This window comes from Mesorhizobium sp. M0615 (genome assembly GCF_040320805.1).
Taxonomy (GTDB): Bacteria; Pseudomonadota; Alphaproteobacteria; order Rhizobiales; family Rhizobiaceae; genus Mesorhizobium.
This window is the reverse complement of the sequence record NZ_JAMYQI010000008.1, coordinates 124,953-144,352: the sequence shown is the minus strand read 5'-3', so window position 1 is coordinate 144,352 and position 19,400 is coordinate 124,953. Positions and strand designations below refer to the sequence as shown.

The following is a 19,400-nucleotide window of genomic DNA, read 5'->3' as shown; positions in this document are numbered from 1 at the left end:
CTCGAGCGTCAACAAACGAACGGAAGACCATGACCATAATTCTTTGGACGACACGCTTCGCGGCCTTCGCCGCCATCTCGATCGCGGCGGGTGCGGCGCAGGCACACGACGCCAACCCGCTGGCCGAAAAGGTGCGCGCCGCCAACAGCCGCTTCGAAAATGTGGCAACCGCCACTGCCGAAGGCTATGCCCCCATCCCTTGCGCCAGCGGCATCACCGGCGGCGCCATGGGCATCCACTATGTCAACGGCGCCTATCTCAAGGACGATGCCGTCGATGTCGCCAAGCCCGAAGCGGTGATGTACGAGCCGACGGCCGACGGCAGCCTGAAGCTGATAGCGGTCGAATACATCACCTCGAAGGGCCCGGCCTCGCTCGAAGGCCAGCTGTTCAACTTCAACAGCGCCCCCAACCGCTACGGCCTCGGCCCGTTCTACGAATTGCATGTCTGGGCCTGGAAACAGAACCCGACCGGCGCTTTCGCCGACATGAATCCGAACGTGTCCTGCGACGCGATGAAGGGGATGTGATCTTCCCCATGTGACACCTCTGGCATCGGACACCCGGTGCCTGGCCATCCCCCTTGGCGGGGGAGGGGCGAGCGAAACGCCGACCGGCTCCCCAGTCTTCCCCGGCGTTCGCTCGCCTTCTACTATGCCCCGGTATACGATGACGCACCTTGCACACGCGGCCGTCCTTGGCCCCTCGGCGCACCCGCACCTGCCCACCCTTTCTTAAGGTGTTTCGGATACATCGAAAGCTTGAAAAGAGGCGGAAAACGGAGAGACATCGGGGTGCGGTTTTCCGCGGCGACGACGGCCGGGCGGTTCTTGCCGCAGCGCTTGGCGCTGCGCATGGGGCCGCTGCTTGGCCGGATCGATGCGGTGCTGTTCACCGCCGACGAGCGCGGCGAAGCCGGGCGCATGTCGCTGATCGCCTTTGCCATCCGCATCGTCAGCGCCGTCATCGCCTTCATCAGCCAGGTGCTGATGGCGCGCTGGATGGGCTCGTTCGAATACGGAATCTTCGTCCTCGTCTGGGTGACGATGGTCATCGTCGGCAACCTCGCCTGCCTCGGCTTCCACACTTCGGTGATCCGCTTCATCCCCGAATACCGCGAACGCAACATGCTCGCCGAACTGCGCGGCATCGTGGTCGCCAGCCGCCTGTTCGTGCTGATTGCCTCGACCGCGATCGCCGGGCTTGGCGCACTGGGCGTCTGGCTGTGCGCGAACTGGATCGAGAGCTACTATGTTATGCCCTTCATCCTCGGCCTGTTCTGCCTGCCGATGATCGCCATGGGCGACCTGCTGCAAGGCCAGTCACGCGCCAATTCCTGGGCGTTGTTTGCGTTGTCGCCGACCTATCTGGTGCGGCCGGTGCTGATCCTGGCGCTGATGGCGCTGATGCTGGCGCTGGGCTATGCGCCCGACGCCAGGACAGCGATCTTCGCCTCGATCGCCGCCACCTACGCCACCACGCTCGGCCAGCTCATCGGCGTGACCACGCGCATGGGCAGGAATATCCCGGCCGGGCCGATGAAGGTGCATTTCGCCGAGTGGTTCATCGTCTCGCTGCCGATCTTCCTGGTCGAGAGCTTCTTCTTCCTGCTCACCAACGCCGACGTGCTGATGGTCGGCGCCTATCTCCAGCCCAATGACGTCGCCGTCTATTTCGCCACCGTCAAGACGCTGGCGCTGGTGCATTTCGTCTATTTCTCCGTCAAGGCCGGCGTTGCCCAGCGCTATGCGCAGTTCACCCATGGCGAACCGGAAAAGCTCGCCGCGTTCGCACGCGAGACCGTGTCGTGGACGTTCTGGCCGTCGCTGCTGATGGCGCTGCTGGTGCTGGCGCTCGGCGAGCCTATGCTGGTGCTGTTCGGCCCCGAATTCACCGCCGGCTATCCGCTGCTGTTCCTGCTGGTGTTCGGCGTCGTGGCGCGCGCCGCCGTCGGCCCTTGCGAAAGCCTTCTGACGATGAGCGGCAACCAGAACATCTGCGCCGCCGTCTATGCCATGACGCTCGCCTTCAACATCGGCCTCAACGTGGTGCTGATCCCGCTCTTCGGCCTGTGGGGCGCGGCGATCGCCACCAGCCTCGCCATGGTCTTCGAGGCCAGCGCCCTGTCCTTCACCGTCTGGCGCAAGCTCGGCATCGTCATGCTGATCTTCGTGCCCGCAGCAAAGGGAGCCGCCTGATGGCCGCCATCCCGCTGATCGAGGAAACCAGCGGCGGCCCGGCCGGCGCAATGGTGTCCGGCCTTGCCGGCCTGGCGCGCGACGCCGATCCGGCGCACCTTGAGATCCTCGCCAACAACCGGCCGCTGCGCAAGCTGGCGATCTATCCGGCTTCGGCCGGCTTCGAACTGGTCGAGGAACTCGACTATCTGTGCACCCGCACGATCGAGCCCAACGTTTTCTTCAACCCGCGCTTTCTGGCGCCGGCCATGCCCCGGCTGGAAGATCGCGAGGTCAAGCTGGCGGTGATCCGCGATGGCGACGAATACCGCAACCGGCTGCGCCTGCTGGTGCCGTTCTCGGTCGAACGGCCGGCCGTGCCGCTCGGCGTTCCGGTGATGCGCACCTGGTCGAGCCCGTTCGGCCCGATCGGCACACCGCTGGTCGACCACGACGACCCGATCGGCGTCGTCGAGGATTTCTTCGGCATGCTGTCGCGGCCGCATCTCAAGCTGCCGAAGGTCTTCGTGCTGCCCGACATGCGCCTCGACGGCCCATTGGCCAGCGTGCTGGCCACCGTTGCCGAGACGCGCGGCCTGACGATGGTCACCACCGGCAAGGCGGACCGGCCGGTGCTCGAAAGTACGCTCGACGGCGAGGCGTATCTGAAGGCATCGCTGCGCGCGCACCACTACCGCGAATTCCGCCGCCTGAAGCGGCGCCTGGGGGATCTCGGCAGGCTGGAACATGTCGTGGCGCGGGGACCGGACGAAATCCGCCACGCCATCGAAAGTTTTTTGACGCTGGAAGCCGCCGGCTGGAAGGGCCGCGAGCGCACCGCCATGGCCATCGACCGCTACCGCGCCGCCTTTGCCCGCGAAGCCGTGCACCGGCTGGCCGAGCACGACATGTGCCGCATCCATTCGCTGACGCTGGACGGCCGCACGATCGCCTGCCTGGTCGTCTTCGTCGAGGCCGGCGTCGCCTACACCTGGAAGACCGCCTATGACGAGACGCTGGCGACCTATTCGCCGGGCACGCTGTTGATGATCGAGGTGACCAGGCAGCATCTCGACGACCCCAACATTATGATGACCGATTCCTGCGCCGTGCCCGACCATCCGGTGATGAGCCGGCTGTGGAGCGATCGCAAGCCGATGGGCTCGCTGGTGATCGGGCTGACTCCGGATGCCGACCGCCTCGCCCGCCAGGCAGCCTCGCAGTTGCATCTCTACCGCGAGACCCGCAACATGGCCCGCCTGCTGCGCAACCGCGTGAAGAGTTTGCTGGGACGGCGATAGCCACTGGATCAACGGCAAGACACCAGCTATGGCTCCGGCGGCAATTTCGGCCGGCCTTCACGACAAGCCATCCTGATGATCAGAACCTTTTTGCGTCACGCCGGTCCCCGTGCGGCCTTTTCGCTGCTTGCACTGCTGCCTGTCCGCGCCTGGGCCGATAGCTGTCCCGAGGATTGCAGCGAGCCCGCGCCGTCCATCAACATCTACAGCCACACCGCCGCCGGCCATCTCAGCCCGGCCACGCTGGGTGCACTGCCGCGCGTATATGTGCCGAACCGCTCCTCCAACAGCATCTCGGTGATCGACACCGTGACCTTGAAGGAGGTCGACAGGTTCCCGGTCGGCAGCAAACCGCAGCACGTCGTGCCATCCTGGGACCTGAAGACGCTCTGGGTCGCCAACAATGGCACCGGCAAGAACGGCAGCCTGACGCCGATCGACCCGATGACCGGCAAGCCCGGCCCGCAGATCGCCGTGGACGATCCCTACAATTTGTATTTCATGCCGGGCGCGGCCATCGTCGTCGACGAAGCCCTGGAGCGGCTCGATTTCCGCGATCCTCACACCATGGCGCTGAAGTCGGCCCTGCCGACGCCCACTTGTCCCGGCATCAACCACGCCGATTTCTCCGTCGACGGCGCCTACGCGATCTTCACCTGCGAATACGGCAATGGCGGGTTGGCCAAGATCGACCTGAAGAACCAGAAGGTGCTTGGCCATCTCGACTTCTCGAAAATGGGCATGCCGCAGGACATCCGCCTCTCGCCCGACGGCAAGGTTTTTTACGTCGCCGACATGATGAATGACGGCGTGTTCCTCGTCGATGGCGACAGTTTCAAAGAGATCGGCTTCATCCCGACCGGCATCGGCGCCCATGGCTTCGTCGTCAGCCGCGACGGCAAGCGGCTCTATGTCTCGAACCGGGGCTCGCACAAGATGGAGCAGGGCAAGGCAAAGGGACCGGGCAGCGTGAGCGTGATCGACTTCGCCACCCGCGCGGTCGTAGCACTTTGGCCGATCCCCGGCGGCGGCAGCCCCGACATGGGCAACGTCAGCGCCGACGGCAAACAACTATGGCTGTCCGGCCGCTTCGACAGTGCCGCCTACATGATCGACACGACATCAGGCGCGGTGACCAAGTTTCGGGTTGGCTCAGAGCCGCACGGCCTGACGGTGTGGCCACAGCCGGGGCGGTATTCGCAAGGGCATACGGGGAATATGCGCTAAGTCCGTGTTCGAGGCGCGGCTCGAACGCAAAAGGTCGCAAGGGCAACCGCCCATCGGCCGGGACCCGGAACGAGCAGGGGCTTTCCTTGGAAACCGCGAAGCTGTAGCTCCACACACTGGTTTCGGATACTGCCAGAAGATGAACCTTCGCCGCATCGTCCTCATCGTCGCGCTTCTCAATCTTGCCTATTTCGGGATCGAGTTCGCTGTGGCGCTCGCCATTGGATCAGTGTCCCTGTTCGCCGACAGCATCGACTTTCTTGAAGATGCTTCCGTGAACCTCCTTATCCTGCTCGCACTTGGCTGGTCTGTGCGCTCCCGTGCGCGGGTGGGGATGGCATTGGCGCTCATCCTTCTCATGCCGGGTCTGGCAACGCTCTGGACGGCTTGGGAGAAGTTCAACGTGCCGGTGCCGCCGCAGCCCATCGCCTTGACCTTGGCGGGACTTGGCGCTCTCGCCGTCAACCTGTCCTGCGCCTACATGCTGGCCGCGCACCGGCATCGTGGCGGCAGCCTCACAAAGGCGGCCTTCCTGTCGGCCCGCAACGACGCCTTGGCCAACATCGCCATTATTGCCGCAGGGTTGGTCACGGCCTTGCTCTGGCATTCCGCGTGGCCCGATTTGGCGGTGGGATTGGGGATCGCGGTCATGAACGCCGACGCGGCCCGCGAAGTGTGGGAAGCTGCCCGTGAAGAACACCGTGCGGCGGCCTGAGAGCACGTAGAGCGGGGCTACCGGCCGCCGCTGATTGGCGCTATCGCTGTCATCCTCAGCAGCCGCGGTTGGCTCTGTGTTCGAGGCACTGTTCGAACCCGGAGGGTTCGCAAGGGCGACCGCCCGTCGGCCGGTCAGGCCGCCCCATCGGAGCCCATGAGCGAAGCGAACTGGCGTGAGATCAAAAATGGTGCCCCTAGCCGGAATCGAACCAGCACTCCTTGCGGAACTCGATTTTGAGTCGAGCGCGTCTACCAATTCCGCCATAGGGGCTCAGGCCCAAAGGCCTGGATGGGCGCGGACTATACGGTTGGAGGCCTGTTCGTCAACTGGCCAAATGCGCCGCCGTGCCCTGCTTGCGGCAAAAGCCCGCCTTTCTGTTTCATGACGCTCCTGCCATTGTGCGGCGCGGAAAATCTTTCTAGACAGACGCGCATCAAAGCGCGTTGCGTCTGGGCAACCTGCATCCAGGAGAGTCGATGCTTCGCGGACTTTACGACTGGACCTTGTCGCTGGCGGCCCGCAAATCCGCCGAATGGTGGCTGGCCTTCATCGCCTTCGTCGAAAGCTCGGTGTTTTTCATACCTGCCGACGTCTTGTACCTGCCCATGGCGTTGGCGCGGCCCGAACGCGCCTATCGCTACGCGCTGACCGCCACCGTTGCGTCCGTGCTGGGCGGCATTGCCGGCTGGCTGATCGGCTACTATGCCTACGACACGATAGCACGGCCGATGCTGGAGCACTTTGGCGGCCTTGACGCGTTCGAGAGGTGGCAGTCGGCCGGCACCGGGCTGATGCTGGTGCTGCTTGTCACATCGGGTGCCGCCCACTTGCCGCCGATCAAGGTGGTCACCATTCTGGCAGGCGCCCTCCACGTCAATCTTGTCGTCTTCATCGTCTCCGCCATCCTGGCGCGTGGCGCCCGTTTCCTGCTTCTTGCCTGGCTGCTGCGCCGCTATGGCGAGGAGATCAAGGAATTCATCGAGAAGCGTTTGGGATTGATCGTCGGCGCCGGCGCCGCCGCCCTGATTTTGCTCTATATCGTCGTCAAATACGCCTTCTGACCGCCCAAGGCGGGCGGTGGGTCAGGACTATGCCGGCGGACGGCGAATTCAACGGACGAAACATGACAGCCACGATGACAGCCGATACCGGACGCCAGCGGACGCGCACCGCTTTGTTTCTCGCCGTCGCCATGGCCGCCACGGTCGGCTCCGCGCTCGCCTTCCAGCACATAGGCGGCTACATCCCCTGCCATCTCTGCCTGGAGCAGCGCACGCCCTATTATATCGGCGCCCCGCTGATGCTGCTGGCGGTGATCGCCTCGATGTTCAGCGCACCCGCATGGCTGACGCGCGGCCTGCTTGCCGTCGGCGGCCTGCTGATGCTCTACGGGCTCTATCTCGGCGTCTATCATTCGGGCGTCGAATGGGCCTGGTGGCAGGGCCCGGCCGATTGCACGGCCGGCGCCGGCCCGATCGACACCGGCGGCAAGGGCGTGCTCGACGCGCTCGACAAATTCGTGCCGCCATCCTGCGACAAGGCAGCCCTTCGTATCCTCGGCCTGTCGCTGGCCGGGTGGAACGCCATCGCCAGCTTCATCCTCGCCGCCATCGCCTTCCGCGGCGCGCTGGCGCGCGACTAATCAAGTGCGAGGTCGCGCCATGCGGCCAGTCTCTAAATGTTGGCACCGCCCCTCATTGCCCTGCCGGGCATTTCTCCCCGTGTAGTGACGGGGAGAAAGACGCAGTCATCGATGGTTTCGCCAATCCCGAACGCTGAAAGAAGGGCGCCAGATTTGCAGCCAATTCCCTTCTCCCCGTCACAATACGGGGAGAAGGTGGCGCAGCCGGATGAGGGGCAGCACCTGACATCGGCGATTGCCCTGGCAAGGCCGATCGGGCCAATCCCTACGGTTCGAGTTCCACATCCCAGTAGAGATAATCCATCCAGCTTTCATGCAGATGGTTGGGCGGGAACAGCCGGCCATTGTTGTGCAGGTCGTGCACGGTCGGCTGGTAGGGCTTCTGCAGCGGCCACATCTTGGCGTGCGCCGGCATCATGCCGCCCTTCCTCAGATTGCAGGGTGAACAGGCGGCCACGACATTCTCCCACGTCGTCGCCCCGCCGCGATGGCGCGGGATGACGTGGTCGAAGGTCAGATCCTCGGGCGTGCCGCAATACTGGCACTGGAAGCGGTCGCGCAGGAACACGTTGAAGCGGGTGAATGCCGGGTGCCTCGACGGCTTCACATAGGCCTTAAGGCTGACGACGCTGGGCAGCTTCATCGAAAAGGTCGGCGAAGACACCGCATGCTCGTATTCGGCGACGATGTTGACCCGGTCGAGGAACACCGCCTTGATGGCGTCCTGCCAGGACCAGAGCGACAAGGGGTAATAGCTGAGCGGACGGTAATCCGCATTCAGCACCAGCGCAGGAAGCCCATCCGGAGATACGGCAACCGTCACCTTGTTGACCTCCTCGTTCTAGAACCGATCGGCGCGGATACTGTAAGCCCGACATGACAGGGATGTGAAGCGGATTGTCATCAGCCAAAAGCGGCAAAAATGCAGGATTTTCATGCTTTTTTACGGTTTCAGGCCGGAGGTGCCGCATCCCGGCCCCTGGTTTCGCGATAATAGGACCAGAAAAGCCGCGATGCGACGCCTCGCCACGGGCTCCATGATTCGGCCAGAGCGATCAGCGTTTTCTCCGGCGGACGCGGCTCTATGCCGAGCGCGTGGCCAACCGCGCTCTGCAGCGCGACGTCGCGCGCGGGAAAAATATCGGGGTGGCCGGCGGCAAACAGGAGATAGACTTCCGCCGTCCACGGGCCGATGCCCGGCACCGCGATCATAGCCGCGATCGCCTCTTCGGCGTCGAGCGAACAGAGGTGATGCAGGTCGAGCCCCTCAACCACGGCCTGCGCAACCGCGATCAGACCGCGCTGCTTCGGCCGCGACAGCCCAGCCTCACGAAACATGTCCTCGCCGGCGGCAAGGATCGCCTGCGGCGTTAGCGGATCGACCAGTTTCACCAGCCGGCCGAAAATGGCATCGGCGCTCGCACGGGATACTTGTTGCGAAACGATAATGGAGGCCAGGCTTCGAAAGCCGGGCTCCGACAGCCGCAGCGGCACCTCGCCGGCCATGCCGCGCACCTTTTCCAGGCGCGGATCGATTGCGCAAAGCGCATCCAGCCCGCGCGCAATATCGTCCAGTGTCGCGATGCGTTGCATGTTTTCTTGTTCCTGAACCGACCTCACGGTAGCAATTGGCAAAACCGCTGCACAACCCGATTGCCGCTTGTGAGATGACGCTCCTGACATTCCGCTTCGCGCCGAGCCCGAATGGCGAACTGCATCTCGGCCATGCCTATTCGGCACTGCTCAACCAGCAACTGGCGCGTGCGGCCGGCGGCCGCCTGCTGCTGCGCATCGAGGACATCGACACGATCCGCTGCACGCCTGAATTCGAGGCCGGCATCTTTCGCGACCTCGAATGGTTAGGTCTCGAATGGGAACAGCCGGTGCGGCGCCAGGCCGAGCATTTCTCCGACTATCAGGCCGTGCTCGACCGGCTGGTCCGCGAAGAACTCGTCTACCCTGCCTTTATGAGCCGTGGCGAGATCAGGGCCTTCATCGCCGACAGCGAAAAGCGCGGCCGCGGCTGGCCGCGCGACCCGGACGGCGTGCCGCTTTATCCCGCCGCCGACAAGGCGCTGCCGGTCAGCGAACGCAACCGCCGCATCGCCGAAAATGCGCCCTTCGCCTGGCGCCTCGACATTGATGCAGCGCTGGCGCGCGTCGGCACGGATTTGTCCTGGCGCGAATTCACCAACGAGACGCTTTCGGCGACGCAGCGTGTCGAGGCGCGTCCGCAGGACTGGGGCGACGTCATTCTGGCGCGCCGCGACATCCCGACCAGCTATCACCTGGCCGTCGTCGTCGACGACGCTCTGCAAGGCGTCAGCCATGTCGTGCGTGGCCGCGACCTCTATTCCGCGACCGGCATCCAGCGCCTGCTGCAGGAATTGCTCGGCCTCGGCCAGCCGCAGTATTTCCACCACCGTCTCATACTCGGTCCGGATGGGCGCAAACTGTCGAAGAGTTTTGCTGATACCGGCCTTGCCGCGCTGAGGCAGGCAGGCATGTCGCCGGACGAAGTCAGGCGGCTGGCCGGGCTATGACTAAAGCCGGGCCAGCCCCGCCTTGAGCAGCGCCAACGCGCCGATAAACGCGAAGGCGCCGCCCAGTCCCCAGGCAACCGCGAGCTTCAGATCTCTCAGGACGATGCCATGTTCGTTCGCGGCCATGACCGCGGCGAAAAAGCCGAGCGTGAACAGCAGCGTGTTGCCGGTCGACCCAAAACCGTCCTCCTGCATGATGGCGTCGAGCGCTGAGCCGAAGAAGAAGCCGAACACGGCCACACTGGCCACCGTCATCAACAGCCAGCTTGTATCGAGATGCAACAGCATGCGCGCTCCCTGTCGAAGCCAAAACGCCATGTCGCCGGATCGATCGACAGAAGTCGATTGCCCTGACGCCGCCCTTTGAATTCGGCCACCTCCTACATCAGGATGAGCTTATGTACCAATTGTTTCACTTTGCTTGCCGGATTGAACCGCATTAGAGCAATTGCCGTATTTGTCTCTTCACCGAATCGGACCTCTCCACCGGAAACGGCTTCCCCGAAATGCACAGTCTCAAGCGGTTCATCCCCGCCTCGTTTGTCGTCCTGTGGGCGACAGGTTTCATCGGCGCGCGCTACGCCATGCCCTGGGCGGAGCCCTTCACCTTTCTGGCAGCCCGCTTTGTCATCGCCGCCTTGCTGCTTGCCGGGCTGATGCTCGTGCTTGGCTCGAAGCGAGCCACAAGGGCAGAAGCGCTTCACGCCACGGTCGCCGGCATCCTCATGCATGGCATCTATCTCGGCGCCGTGTTCTGGGCGATCCACAGGGGCATGCCCGCCGGGCTTTCGGCGCTGATCGTCGGCCTGCAACCGCTGATCACCGCCGTGCTTGCCGGCCGGTTCCTCGGCGAGGACATCCTGCCGCGCCACTGGGCCGGCCTTGCCGTCGGCCTTGTGGGAGTGATCATCGTGCTGTGGCCGAAGCTCGGCGCTCTCGGCGGCGGCGTTACGCCCGAAACCCTGACGGCGTCGCTGGTCTCGGTGCTGGGCATGAGCGCCGGGACCATCTGGCAGAAGCGCTATGCCTCGGGTGGCGACCTGGTGGCGGCGACGATGTGGCAATATATCGGCGGCGGCTCGCTGATGATCCTGGCTTCGCTGGCACTGGAGACCCACACGGTGATCATCAACGGCGAACTGATCTTCGCCATGGCCTGGCTGGTCCTGGTGCTGTCGATCGGCGCCATCTTCCTGCTGATGGTGATGATCCGCGACGGCGAGATGTCGAAGGTCGCGTCGCTGTTCTACCTGGTGCCGGCCGTCACCGCTGTCATCGCCTGGGCGCTGTTCGGCGAACAGCTCAGCCTCGTGCAGATCGTCGGCATGGCAATCGCGACGCTCGGCGTCGGGCTGGCCACGGCTCGGCCAGCCAAAACCTAGCTGCCGACCCGTGCGCGCGCTTCGAGAAAGCGGCTGATCGCCGCATTGAGTTCGCCGCCGAGGATGAAGATCGCCGACAGCATATAGAGGAAAACCACGGCGATCATGATCGAGGCGAGGCCGGCATAGGTCGTCACATAGGACGAGAAATGGTCGAGGTAGGTCGCGAACATCGTCGAGCCGACAAGCCACGCAGCCAGAGTGAAGATGATGCCAGGCACCAGCGAGACAAAGCGGCGCTTGCCCGCCGGCAGCCAGTAGTGGACGGCAAACAAGCCACCAATGATGACGGTTGAGGCGATGACGTAGCGCCACAGCGTGATCGTGCCCGTATAGGGTTTGATCCACTCGAAATGAGCTTCCGCCAGCCGCGCCAGCAAAGGCGCAAAGACCAGGAGCACGCTGATCGCCAGGAAACCGGCCGTCGCGATCAGCACGAAGAAAATGCTCTGCACCCGGCGGTAGATGATGCCGCGCGTTTCGGCGACGCGGTAGGCGCGGTTGAGCGAGGTGCGCAGCGCCTCGATGCCGTTGGAGGCGAAATAGGCCGCCAGAAGCACGCCGTAGGTCAAAAGATCGGTGCGCCGCACGGTCAGCACGTTGAGCACCTCGCGCGCGATAGGCTTGGCGATCTGTTCGGGCCAGGTGTCGAAGACCAGGTGCACGGCAGTATCGGCGAACGCCTGCGCACCGAGGAAGCTCGCCAGCGTGGTGGCGAAGATCAGGAACGGGAACAGCGCCATGAGCGAAGTGATCGCCAGATGGCTGGCCATGGCCCAGCCGTCATCGGTGTTGAAATGGCCAAGCGCGTCATAGAGCACGCGGCGCAGCACGACGATATTCCGCATCAAGAGCCGCGTTCCCTTCGATTGTCTCGACGCCGCGAATATGGGAAGGGATTGTGGCAAATGGCAACCCTTGCTCAAACCACGATGCCGCCTGCCAAAGAGTTGCGCACCATCATCGTCACCGGCGCCTCGTCCGGGATAGGCGCCCACTGCGCCCGTGCGCTGAAGGCGGATGGCTGGCGCGTGTTTGCAACGGCGCGCAAGCCGGATGACATAGCCGCACTTGAAGCCGACGGCATCGAGGCCTTTTATCTCGACTACCGTGAGCCGGATTCCATCGCAGCACTTGCGGCATCGGTGCTGGAGCGGACAGGCGGACGCCTCGACGCCCTGTTCAACAACGGCGCCCATGCACAGCCCGGCGCCGTGGAAGACCTGCCGGTTGCGGCATTGCGCGAGCAGTTCGAGGCCAATTTCTTCGGCTGGCACGACCTCACCCGACGCATCGTACCGGTAATGCGTCGCCAGGGACATGGCCGCCTCGTTCATTGTTCCTCGATCCTTGGGCTAGCGCCGGTGCCTTTTCGCGGCGCCTACTCAGCCTCCAAGCACGCGCTCGAAGGCCTGATGCTGTGCATGCAGCAGGAACTCAGGGGCAGCGGCATCCATGTCTCGCTGATCGAACCGGGGCCGGTGACCTCGAAAATCGCCAGCAACGGGCTGTTCTGGTTCCTGAAAAACATCGACCACGAGAATTCCGTCCACCACGTCGCCTATGCCGCGCAGCTGGCGCGGCTTCGGGCCGGCGGCAGCTCATCACGGCTGAAAAAGGGGCCGGAGGTGGTCTATGCGGCCTTGCGCCATGCACTTCTGTCGCGGCGCCCGCGCCCGCACTATGTGGTAACAGTGCCGGCCAGGATTGGCGTGATGCTCAAGCGCATCCTGCCGGCATCGATGCTCTACCGCGTTCTGGCCGGACGCGCCTGATCGCAACAGAACTGGGAACAGATCATGGCAACCGTCATCAAAGTCCTCCTCGTCCTCGTCATGGTCGCCGTGGTGATCGTGCTTGTCCGCGGCCTCATCAACATGATGCGCGGCGGCTCCGGTGTGAGCTCGAACAAGCTGATGCAGGCACGCGTGCTGCTGCAGGCGCTGGCGTTGGCACTGATCCTGCTGGTGGTGTATTTCACCCGCAAGTGACGGCCGTTCGGGAGGCGACGTGGTCAAGCTCAACAAGATCTACACCCGCACCGGCGATGACGGCACCACTGGCCTCGGCACCGGTGAACGCAGGCTGAAATCCGACCTGCGCGTCGATGCCTACGGCACCGTCGATGAAGCCAATGCCTGCATCGGCATCGCCCGCCTGCACACAGCGGCAAGTTATCCCGCCATCGACGCCATGCTGTCCCGCATCCAGAACGATTTGTTCGACCTCGGCGCCGATCTCGCCGTGCCCGGCGACGGCAAGCCGCTGGGCTACGAGCCGCTGCGCATCATCGCCTCGCAGACCGAGCGCGTCGAAAAGGATATCGACCTTCTCAACAAGGATCTGCAGCCGCTCAAATCCTTCGTGCTCAGTGGCGGCACGCCGGCGGCGGCAGCACTTCATCTTGCCCGCACCGTGGCGCGACGGGCCGAGCGGATCATGGTGGCACTGGCACAGGACCCGGCCGAACATGTCAATCGCGAGGGGCTGAAATACATAAACCGCGTCTCCGACTTTCTGTTCGTCGCCGCCCGTGCGGTCAATGACAACGGAAATGCCGACGTGTTATGGGTGCCCGGCAAGAACCGCTGAATTTTCTCGAAGGCGGGAAAGGGCTTGGGGCATGTTCATCCCGCTTTACGACTCCAACAGGTTGCGCCACATCCGGCTGCAATATGTGACGATCGGCCTGATCGCGGCCAACGCGTTGGTCTTTCTCATCACCACGATCGGCGGCGAAAATTTCAACAATGCCGCCGTGCTCGGCCTCGGCTTTATTCCTTCCGTTGTCCACGATACGGCAGAACTCTCGCCCCAATTCGTCGTCATTCCGGAGAGCCTGAGTTACCTCACCTATGCCTTCCTGCATGCCGATATCTTTCATCTCGGCGGCAACATGCTGTTCCTGTGGGTGTTCGGCGATAATGTCGAGGACGCACTCGGCCACATCCGCTACCTCATCTTCTACCTGCTTTGCGCCATCGCCGGCGCCTTCTTGCAGGGGCTCGTCGCCTGGAGTTCGGAGGTTCCGCTGATCGGCGCCTCCGGCGCCATTGCCGGCGTCGTCGCCGCCTATCTGGTCCTCTACCCCCGGGTGAAAGTGTGGGTGCTGGTCTTTGCCCGGATTCCGCTGCGTATCCCGGCCTTCATCCCGCTGATCCTGTGGATCGGCTTCCAGGTGGTGATGTTTGCCGCCGGCGGCGAAAACCAGATATCCTGGGCCTGCCATATTGGCGGCATCATTGCCGGTGGCGTGCTGGTGCTCATCATGCGCAGCCGCGGCGTGCCGCTGCTCGCCGGTGGCGACGGTGAGCCGCAACCCGCCGATCAGCCAGCCGCTTCTACTGGGCCGGCGCCAGCCGGTCCCGCTCCCGTGCAACCTGAGACGCGTTGGGGCCGGGGTGGCGCTTCCGGTCACAAGTGAACCGATTTGGGTGGTTTGGCCGCTGCCGTGGCATATTGACGTGTTGCGTCGCCACAACTACGGAGAGCGCCACCGCTAGGCGGCAGAAGACAAGAATTCCGTCCGGCCAGAATTCCGTTTGGCCGGAATTCAGTCAGGAATGTCGGCTTTCGACAACTCTGCGGAGGCGCACGCTGCTATAGCGCGCCCGGATATCTCAGGAGAGGTGACAGACAATGAAGATCCTTGTGCCCGTGAAGCGGGTTGTGGATGCGAACGTCAAGGTTCGCGTCAAGGCCGATGGTTCGGCGGTGGAACTCGCCAACGTCAAGATGGCGATGAACCCGTTCGACGAGATCGCGGTGGAAGAGGCGCTCCGGCTGAAGGAAGCCGGCAAGGCCGAAGAGATCATCGTCGTTTCGGTCGGCCCGCAGCAGGCGCAGGAAACGCTCCGCACCGCGCTCGCCATGGGCGCCGACCGCGCCATCCTGGTCAAGACCGACGAGCAGACCGAGCCGCTCGGCGTCGCCAAGGTGCTGAAGGGCGTCGTTGACGCCGAACAGCCCGGTCTCGTGATCCTCGGCAAGCAGGCGATCGATGATGACTCGAACCAGACCGGCCAGATGCTGGCCGCCCTGCTCGGCTGGGCACAGGGCACTTTCGCCTCCAAGGTCGTGCTCGACGGCGACAAGGCCAAGGTGACGCGCGAAGTCGACGGCGGCCTGCAGACGGTGGAACTGAAGATGCCGGCGATCATCACCGCCGATCTTCGCCTCAACCAGCCGCGCTATGCCTCGCTGCCCAACATCATGAAGGCCAAGAAGAAGCCGCTCGACGAAAAGAGCCCGGCCGATTACGGCGCCGACGTCAGGCCGCGCCTGAAGGTGCTCAAGACCGAGGAGCCCAGCGGCCGCAAGGCAGGCGTGAAGGTCAACAGTGTCGCCGAACTGGTCGACAAGCTCAAGAACGAAGCCGGCGTGCTCTGAGACTGGAAGGAACAGATAAAATGACCATTCTCCTCATCGCAGAACACGACAACGCCAGCCTTTCCGACCAGACCGCGAAGGCGCTCTCGGCGGCGCTGCAGATCGGTTCGGACGTGCATGTGCTGGTCGCCGGCAAAGGCGCCAAGGGCGCGGCCGACGCCGCTGCCAAGCTCGAGGGCGTGAGCAAGGTGCTGCTGGCCGAGGCCGACGAACTGGCCGAGCGCCTCGCCGAACCGCTCGCCGCACTCGTTGTCTCGCTGGCCGGCGCCTACGACACCATAATCGCGCCGGCGACCTCGTCGGGCAAGAATGTCGCGCCGCGCGTGGCGGCCCTGCTCGATGTCGCGCAAGTCTCCGAGATCATCGAAGTGGTTTCACCAGACACGTTCAAACGGCCGATCTATGCCGGCAACGCCATCCAGACGGTGCAGTCGAGCGACGCCAAGAAGGTCATCACTGTGCGCACCGCCTCCTTCCAGGCTGCCCCGGAGGGCGGCTCGGCAGCTGTCGAGACGGTCAAGGCCGCGGCCAATCCCGGCCTCTCCACTTTCGTCGAGAACAAACTCTCGGAAACCGACCGTCCGGAGCTGACCTCGGCCAAGATCATCATTTCGGGCGGCCGCGCGCTCGGTTCCTCGGAAAAGTTCCAGGAAGTCATCCTGCCGGTCGCCGACAAGCTCGGTGCAGCCGTCGGCGCCTCGCGCGCTGCCGTCGACGCCGGCTACGCCCCGAATGACTGGCAGGTCGGCCAGACCGGCAAGGTCGTGGCGCCTGACCTCTATATTGCCGTCGGCATTTCCGGCGCCATCCAGCACCTTGCCGGCATGAAGGATTCGAAGGTCATCGTCGCCATCAACAAGGACGAAGAGGCGCCGATCTTCCAGGTTGCCGATTATGGCCTGGTCGGCGACCTGTTCGTCATCCTGCCGGAACTGCAAAAGGCGCTTTGACGCTTTCTGCCAAAGCGTATTAAATTGTGAAAGGGTGGGGTAGACGAAGCTGCCCCACCCTTTTAGTTTGCACTGCACAAAAAGCAGGCCGCAAAGGCCTTTTCGACGGGATCGCTGCAAATGGCCAAGATCGAGACGATCGGCATCATCGGCGCCGGCCAGATGGGCGGCGGCATCGCGCATGTATCAGCACTTTCGGGTTTCAAGGTGCTGATCTACGACGTCTCGCCCGACCGTATCGAGAAGGGCATTGCCACGGTCAGCGGCAACATGGCCCGCCAGGTCGGCTCCGGCAAGCTTGAGGAAAAGCTGCGTAACGAAGCGATGGCGCGCATTTCCGCAGCCCCCACCATGGCTGATCTCGCCGGTGCCGATCTGGTTATCGAGGCGGCGACCGAGGACGAGACGGTCAAGCGCAAGATTTACGCGCAGCTCTGTCCCCAGCTCAACCCGGAAGCCATTCTGGCGACCAACACCTCGTCGATTTCGATCACCCGGCTTGCCGCGCAGACCGACCGTCCTGAGCGTTTCATCGGCATACATTTCATGAACCCCGTGCCGCTGATGAAGCTGGTCGAACTGGTGCGCGGCATCGCTACCGAGGATCAGACCTTCGAGGCGGCCAAGGCCTATGTGAAACAGCTCGACAAGACCATCACCGTCTCTGAAGATTTTCCGGCCTTCATCGTCAACCGCATTCTGTTGCCGATGATCAACGAGGCGATCTACACGCTCTATGAGGGGGTCGGCTCGGTCGATGCCATCGACACCGCCATGCGGCTCGGCGCCAACCATCCGATGGGACCGCTGCAGCTCGCCGATTTCATCGGCCTCGACACCTGCCTGTCGATTATGCAGGTGCTGCATGACGGCCTGTCGGATTCGAAATATCGCCCCTGCCCGCTGCTGGTGAAATATGTCGAGGCCGGCTGGCTCGGCCGCAAGACCGGGCGCGGCTTCTACGACTATCGCGGCGAGCATCCGGTTCCGACGCGCTAACCACCAGAACGAAAGTTCCGTGCTCCCTCAGGACGCCGCTGCAAGCGGCGGCTCTGCTTGGCCTCTTGACCCGGTATCGTCAGGCGCCACGGAAACACAGCCGCGGCCGGCGGCCTTGGCCGCATAGCAGGCAGCATCGGCCCGGGCGATGATCTCGTCGACTTCACCGCTGTTGCTGTGGATTGGCGCCAGCCCGATGCTGGCATCGATCGCATGCGGCCGGCCGTCCCAGCTGAACTGCAGGCCGCGGATGGCGTCGATGACAGAGCGTGCAGCAATCCTGGCGCCGGCGCTCGGCCCGGCTTTCAGGATGACCGCGAATTCGTCGCCGCCGAGGCGGGCCACGATATCCTCCGGCCCAAGCGCACCGCGAATGGCCTCGGCAACCCGCTTCAGCAAGGCGTCGCCGGCGGCGTGCCCGCCAGTGTCGTTGACCAGCTTGAAATGGTCCAGATCGATGAACATGAAATGATGTTCGCCCGCCGACCTGGCTGTGCCGGCCTTGCGGCTCCGGTCGACCAGTTCCTCCATGGTGCGGATAAAGCTCGAACGGTTGGCAAGGCCGGTCAGCGCATCATGCGCGGCGGCATAGGCGAGCTGGCGCTGCAAGGCGCGCGCATCGGTGAAGTCCTGGAAGACGATGACAAGACCGCAGAACTCCTGGCGGTCGTTCATGATCGGCGACACCACCTGGCGGATGCTGCAGCGTGTGTCGTCGCGACGGATGAGGACGGCGCGACTGTTCTGGTCGGCAGGGCTGGCGCTGCCGAGCGCCGGCCGCGTCATGCCGATCCTTTGCCCGGTTTCTTCGTCCACCGCCCAGTAGACATGGCCAAGCGTCTTGCCGAGCGCCTCCGCGCCAACAACGCCGGTGAGCTTTTCGGCGACCGGGTTCATGAAGGTGATGCGGTTGGCGGCATCGGTGCAGATGACGGCGTCGCCGATCGACTGCAGCGTCACCCTCAGCCGCTCCTTCTCGTCGGCCAGCATTGCCGCCGATACGATGAGGCTTTCCTCGGTTTGCTTGCGCTGGGTGATATCGGTCAGGCTGCCGATGGCCCTGACCAGCCGTCCGTCCTTGTCGCGTTCGAGCGTCTTGCCGCGGTCGAGGATCCAGACCCAGTGGCCATCCTTGTGGCGCATCCGGAACTCGGCTTCGAAGAACGGTGTCCTGCCCTCCAGATGGGCACGATCGGCTTCGGCGACGTTTTCGCGATCGTCGGGGTGGATCATCGCCAGCCAGCGGTCGGGGTCGCCGTCCAGTTCGCCATCGGCATAGCCCAGCATCTTCACCCAGGTGGCGGAGTAGGTGGTGCCGCCCTTCCGCATATCAAGATCCCAGACGCCTTGTCCGGCGCTGGCCAGGGCAAAATTCCAGCGCGTTTCGGCTTCGGCTATGCGCGCCTCGGATTGCTTGCGCGCATCGATATCCTCGATCTGGGAGACCAGGTAGAGCGGGCTCCCGCTCTTCTCGTCGCGAATGACGGAACCGGCAAGATGGGCCCATACCGGCGTGCCGTCCTTCCTGAGGTAGCGCTTTTCGAAGTGGAAGGCGTTGACGGTGCCCGCCCGCATGCCGTCCATCGTCTCACGGCCGATCTGCACATCGTCGGGATGGGTGATCTGAAAGAAGGTCAGCGCCTCGATCTCCTGCTTGCTATAGCCGAGCATGGCGGCGAAGGCCGGGTTGGTTTCATGGATGCGGCCGTCGAGGCCGACAATGGCGATGCCGATCGCCGAATCCTCCATGGCGCGGCGGAAACGCTGCTCGCTTTCGGCGATCTGCCGGCGGTCGTCCAGTATCCGGTAAATGAACAGGGCGGCGAGAATCAGCGCAACGGCGGCGACCGGCACCGATATCTGCAGGCAGAGTTTCAGCACTTCGGCGCTGACATCGAGCCGCGACAGCAGGAGCGCGACCACGGCAGCGCAAAGCCCTCCGGCCGCAAGCACCAAAGCCACGTGACTGTCAGCCCGCAGGCTTTTTCGCTCTCGTCGCATCACTGTGCATGCCACCCCATGCGCAACACATTTCTGCAAAAAACACTGGATGATCGATTTTAAGGAAAGGT

Annotated in this window: 21 protein-coding genes and 1 tRNA gene; 16 read left to right on the top strand and 6 right to left on the bottom strand. The window is 63.8% G+C overall.

The genetic code is table 11. The annotated features are described in order from the left end of the window. The first annotated feature begins 29 nt into the window (after positions 1-29). From NKI46_RS15895 to NKI46_RS15875, 5 genes are all read left to right on the top strand, one after another. Positions 30-530 (top strand): hypothetical protein, encoded by a 501-nt coding sequence (locus NKI46_RS15895; protein ID WP_023737466.1) that lies wholly within the window; start codon positions 30-32, stop codon positions 528-530. A gap of 264 nt (positions 531-794) precedes the next feature. Further along, entirely contained in the window at positions 795-2,198 is a 1,404-nt protein-coding gene (locus NKI46_RS15890) for a lipopolysaccharide biosynthesis protein (RefSeq protein ID WP_352746889.1), read from the top strand. Continuing rightward, the gene (locus tag NKI46_RS15885; protein ID WP_352746886.1) at positions 2,198-3,478 is read left to right on the top strand and encodes a GNAT family N-acetyltransferase; all 1,281 of its coding nucleotides are present in this window, start codon (positions 2,198-2,200) and stop codon (positions 3,476-3,478) included. The genes NKI46_RS15890 and NKI46_RS15885 overlap by 1 nt, the downstream gene beginning before the upstream one ends. A 75-nt stretch (positions 3,479-3,553) precedes the next feature. Then, positions 3,554-4,705: a YncE family protein gene (locus NKI46_RS15880; protein WP_352746883.1), complete on the top strand. Its 1,152-nt coding sequence runs from the start codon at positions 3,554-3,556 to the stop codon at positions 4,703-4,705. Positions 4,706-4,844: 139 nt separating this feature from the next. Further along, positions 4,845-5,420: a cation efflux transmembrane domain-containing protein gene (locus NKI46_RS15875; RefSeq protein WP_023673757.1), complete on the top strand. Its 576-nt coding sequence runs from the start codon at positions 4,845-4,847 to the stop codon at positions 5,418-5,420. Between the two features lie 188 nt (positions 5,421-5,608). On the opposite strand, the gene NKI46_RS15870 is transcribed toward NKI46_RS15875, so the two are convergent. Then, a tRNA-Leu gene (locus NKI46_RS15870) sits at positions 5,609-5,693 on the bottom strand. A 206-nt stretch (positions 5,694-5,899) separates the two neighbouring features. Here NKI46_RS15870 and NKI46_RS15865 point away from each other — a divergent pair. Together NKI46_RS15865 and NKI46_RS15860 are read left to right on the top strand one after the other, a co-directional pair. Further along, positions 5,900-6,484, top strand: coding sequence for a YqaA family protein (locus tag NKI46_RS15865; protein WP_023685316.1), 585 nt, complete (start codon positions 5,900-5,902; stop codon positions 6,482-6,484). A 62-nt stretch (positions 6,485-6,546) separates the two neighbouring features. Continuing rightward, positions 6,547-7,065, top strand: coding sequence for a disulfide bond formation protein B (locus tag NKI46_RS15860; protein WP_352746881.1), 519 nt, complete (start codon positions 6,547-6,549; stop codon positions 7,063-7,065). Positions 7,066-7,330: 265 nt separating this feature from the next. On the opposite strand, the gene NKI46_RS15855 is transcribed toward NKI46_RS15860, so the two are convergent. Together NKI46_RS15855 and NKI46_RS15850 are read right to left on the bottom strand one after the other, a co-directional pair. Then, complete coding sequence (locus tag NKI46_RS15855) at positions 7,331-7,888, bottom strand: HNH endonuclease (RefSeq protein ID WP_008874122.1); 558 nt, start codon at positions 7,886-7,888, stop codon at positions 7,331-7,333. A 128-nt stretch (positions 7,889-8,016) separates the two neighbouring features. Further along, complete coding sequence (locus NKI46_RS15850; protein WP_023685318.1) at positions 8,017-8,658, bottom strand: DNA-3-methyladenine glycosylase family protein; 642 nt, start codon at positions 8,656-8,658, stop codon at positions 8,017-8,019. A 74-nt stretch (positions 8,659-8,732) separates the two neighbouring features. Here NKI46_RS15850 and gluQRS point away from each other — a divergent pair, with 74 nt between their 5' ends. After that, a complete protein-coding gene (gluQRS, locus tag NKI46_RS15845; protein WP_352533932.1) occupies positions 8,733-9,608 on the top strand; it encodes a tRNA glutamyl-Q(34) synthetase GluQRS in 876 nt (291 codons plus the stop codon). Here gluQRS and NKI46_RS15840 read toward each other — a convergent pair whose 3' ends face one another. Next, a complete protein-coding gene (locus tag NKI46_RS15840) occupies positions 9,609-9,896 on the bottom strand; it encodes a hypothetical protein (protein WP_023671677.1) in 288 nt (95 codons plus the stop codon). 218 nt (positions 9,897-10,114) lie between these two features. On the opposite strand from NKI46_RS15840, the gene NKI46_RS15835 reads away from it, so the two are divergent. Continuing rightward, the gene (locus NKI46_RS15835; protein ID WP_031195766.1) at positions 10,115-10,990 is read left to right on the top strand and encodes a DMT family transporter; all 876 of its coding nucleotides are present in this window, start codon (positions 10,115-10,117) and stop codon (positions 10,988-10,990) included. Here NKI46_RS15835 and NKI46_RS15830 read toward each other — a convergent pair. Then, a complete protein-coding gene (locus NKI46_RS15830; protein ID WP_023671675.1) occupies positions 10,987-11,838 on the bottom strand; it encodes a YihY/virulence factor BrkB family protein in 852 nt (283 codons plus the stop codon). The two genes, NKI46_RS15835 and NKI46_RS15830, sit on opposite strands and share 4 nt — an antisense overlap. Positions 11,839-11,898: 60 nt before the next feature. Between NKI46_RS15830 and NKI46_RS15825 the strand changes: the two genes are divergently transcribed. The 7 genes from NKI46_RS15825 to NKI46_RS15795 all read left to right on the top strand — a co-directional run bounded on the left by NKI46_RS15825 (position 11,899) and on the right by NKI46_RS15795 (position 17,328). Then, positions 11,899-12,765: an SDR family oxidoreductase gene (locus NKI46_RS15825; RefSeq protein ID WP_081732471.1), complete on the top strand. Its 867-nt coding sequence runs from the start codon at positions 11,899-11,901 to the stop codon at positions 12,763-12,765. Positions 12,766-12,789: 24 nt separating this feature from the next. Beyond that, positions 12,790-12,981, top strand: coding sequence for a twin transmembrane helix small protein (locus NKI46_RS15820; protein ID WP_023671673.1), 192 nt, complete (start codon positions 12,790-12,792; stop codon positions 12,979-12,981). A gap of 19 nt (positions 12,982-13,000) precedes the next feature. Further along, positions 13,001-13,582, top strand: coding sequence for a cob(I)yrinic acid a,c-diamide adenosyltransferase (locus NKI46_RS15815; RefSeq protein WP_352746878.1), 582 nt, complete (start codon positions 13,001-13,003; stop codon positions 13,580-13,582). Positions 13,583-13,613: 31 nt separating this feature from the next. Further along, the gene (locus NKI46_RS15810) at positions 13,614-14,414 is read left to right on the top strand and encodes a rhomboid family intramembrane serine protease (RefSeq protein ID WP_023694012.1); all 801 of its coding nucleotides are present in this window, start codon (positions 13,614-13,616) and stop codon (positions 14,412-14,414) included. Between the two features lie 215 nt (positions 14,415-14,629). Continuing rightward, complete coding sequence (locus NKI46_RS15805) at positions 14,630-15,379, top strand: electron transfer flavoprotein subunit beta/FixA family protein (protein ID WP_023694013.1); 750 nt, start codon at positions 14,630-14,632, stop codon at positions 15,377-15,379. Positions 15,380-15,399: 20 nt separating this feature from the next. Next, the gene (locus NKI46_RS15800) at positions 15,400-16,329 is read left to right on the top strand and encodes an electron transfer flavoprotein subunit alpha/FixB family protein (protein ID WP_023685323.1); all 930 of its coding nucleotides are present in this window, start codon (positions 15,400-15,402) and stop codon (positions 16,327-16,329) included. Positions 16,330-16,449: 120 nt separating this feature from the next. Continuing rightward, complete coding sequence (locus NKI46_RS15795) at positions 16,450-17,328, top strand: 3-hydroxybutyryl-CoA dehydrogenase (RefSeq protein ID WP_023671668.1); 879 nt, start codon at positions 16,450-16,452, stop codon at positions 17,326-17,328. A 27-nt stretch (positions 17,329-17,355) separates the two neighbouring features. On the opposite strand, the gene NKI46_RS15790 is transcribed toward NKI46_RS15795, so the two are convergent. Continuing rightward, entirely contained in the window at positions 17,356-19,290 is a 1,935-nt protein-coding gene (locus NKI46_RS15790) for a PAS domain S-box protein (protein WP_050587141.1), read from the bottom strand. Positions 19,291-19,400 lie beyond the last annotated feature (110 nt).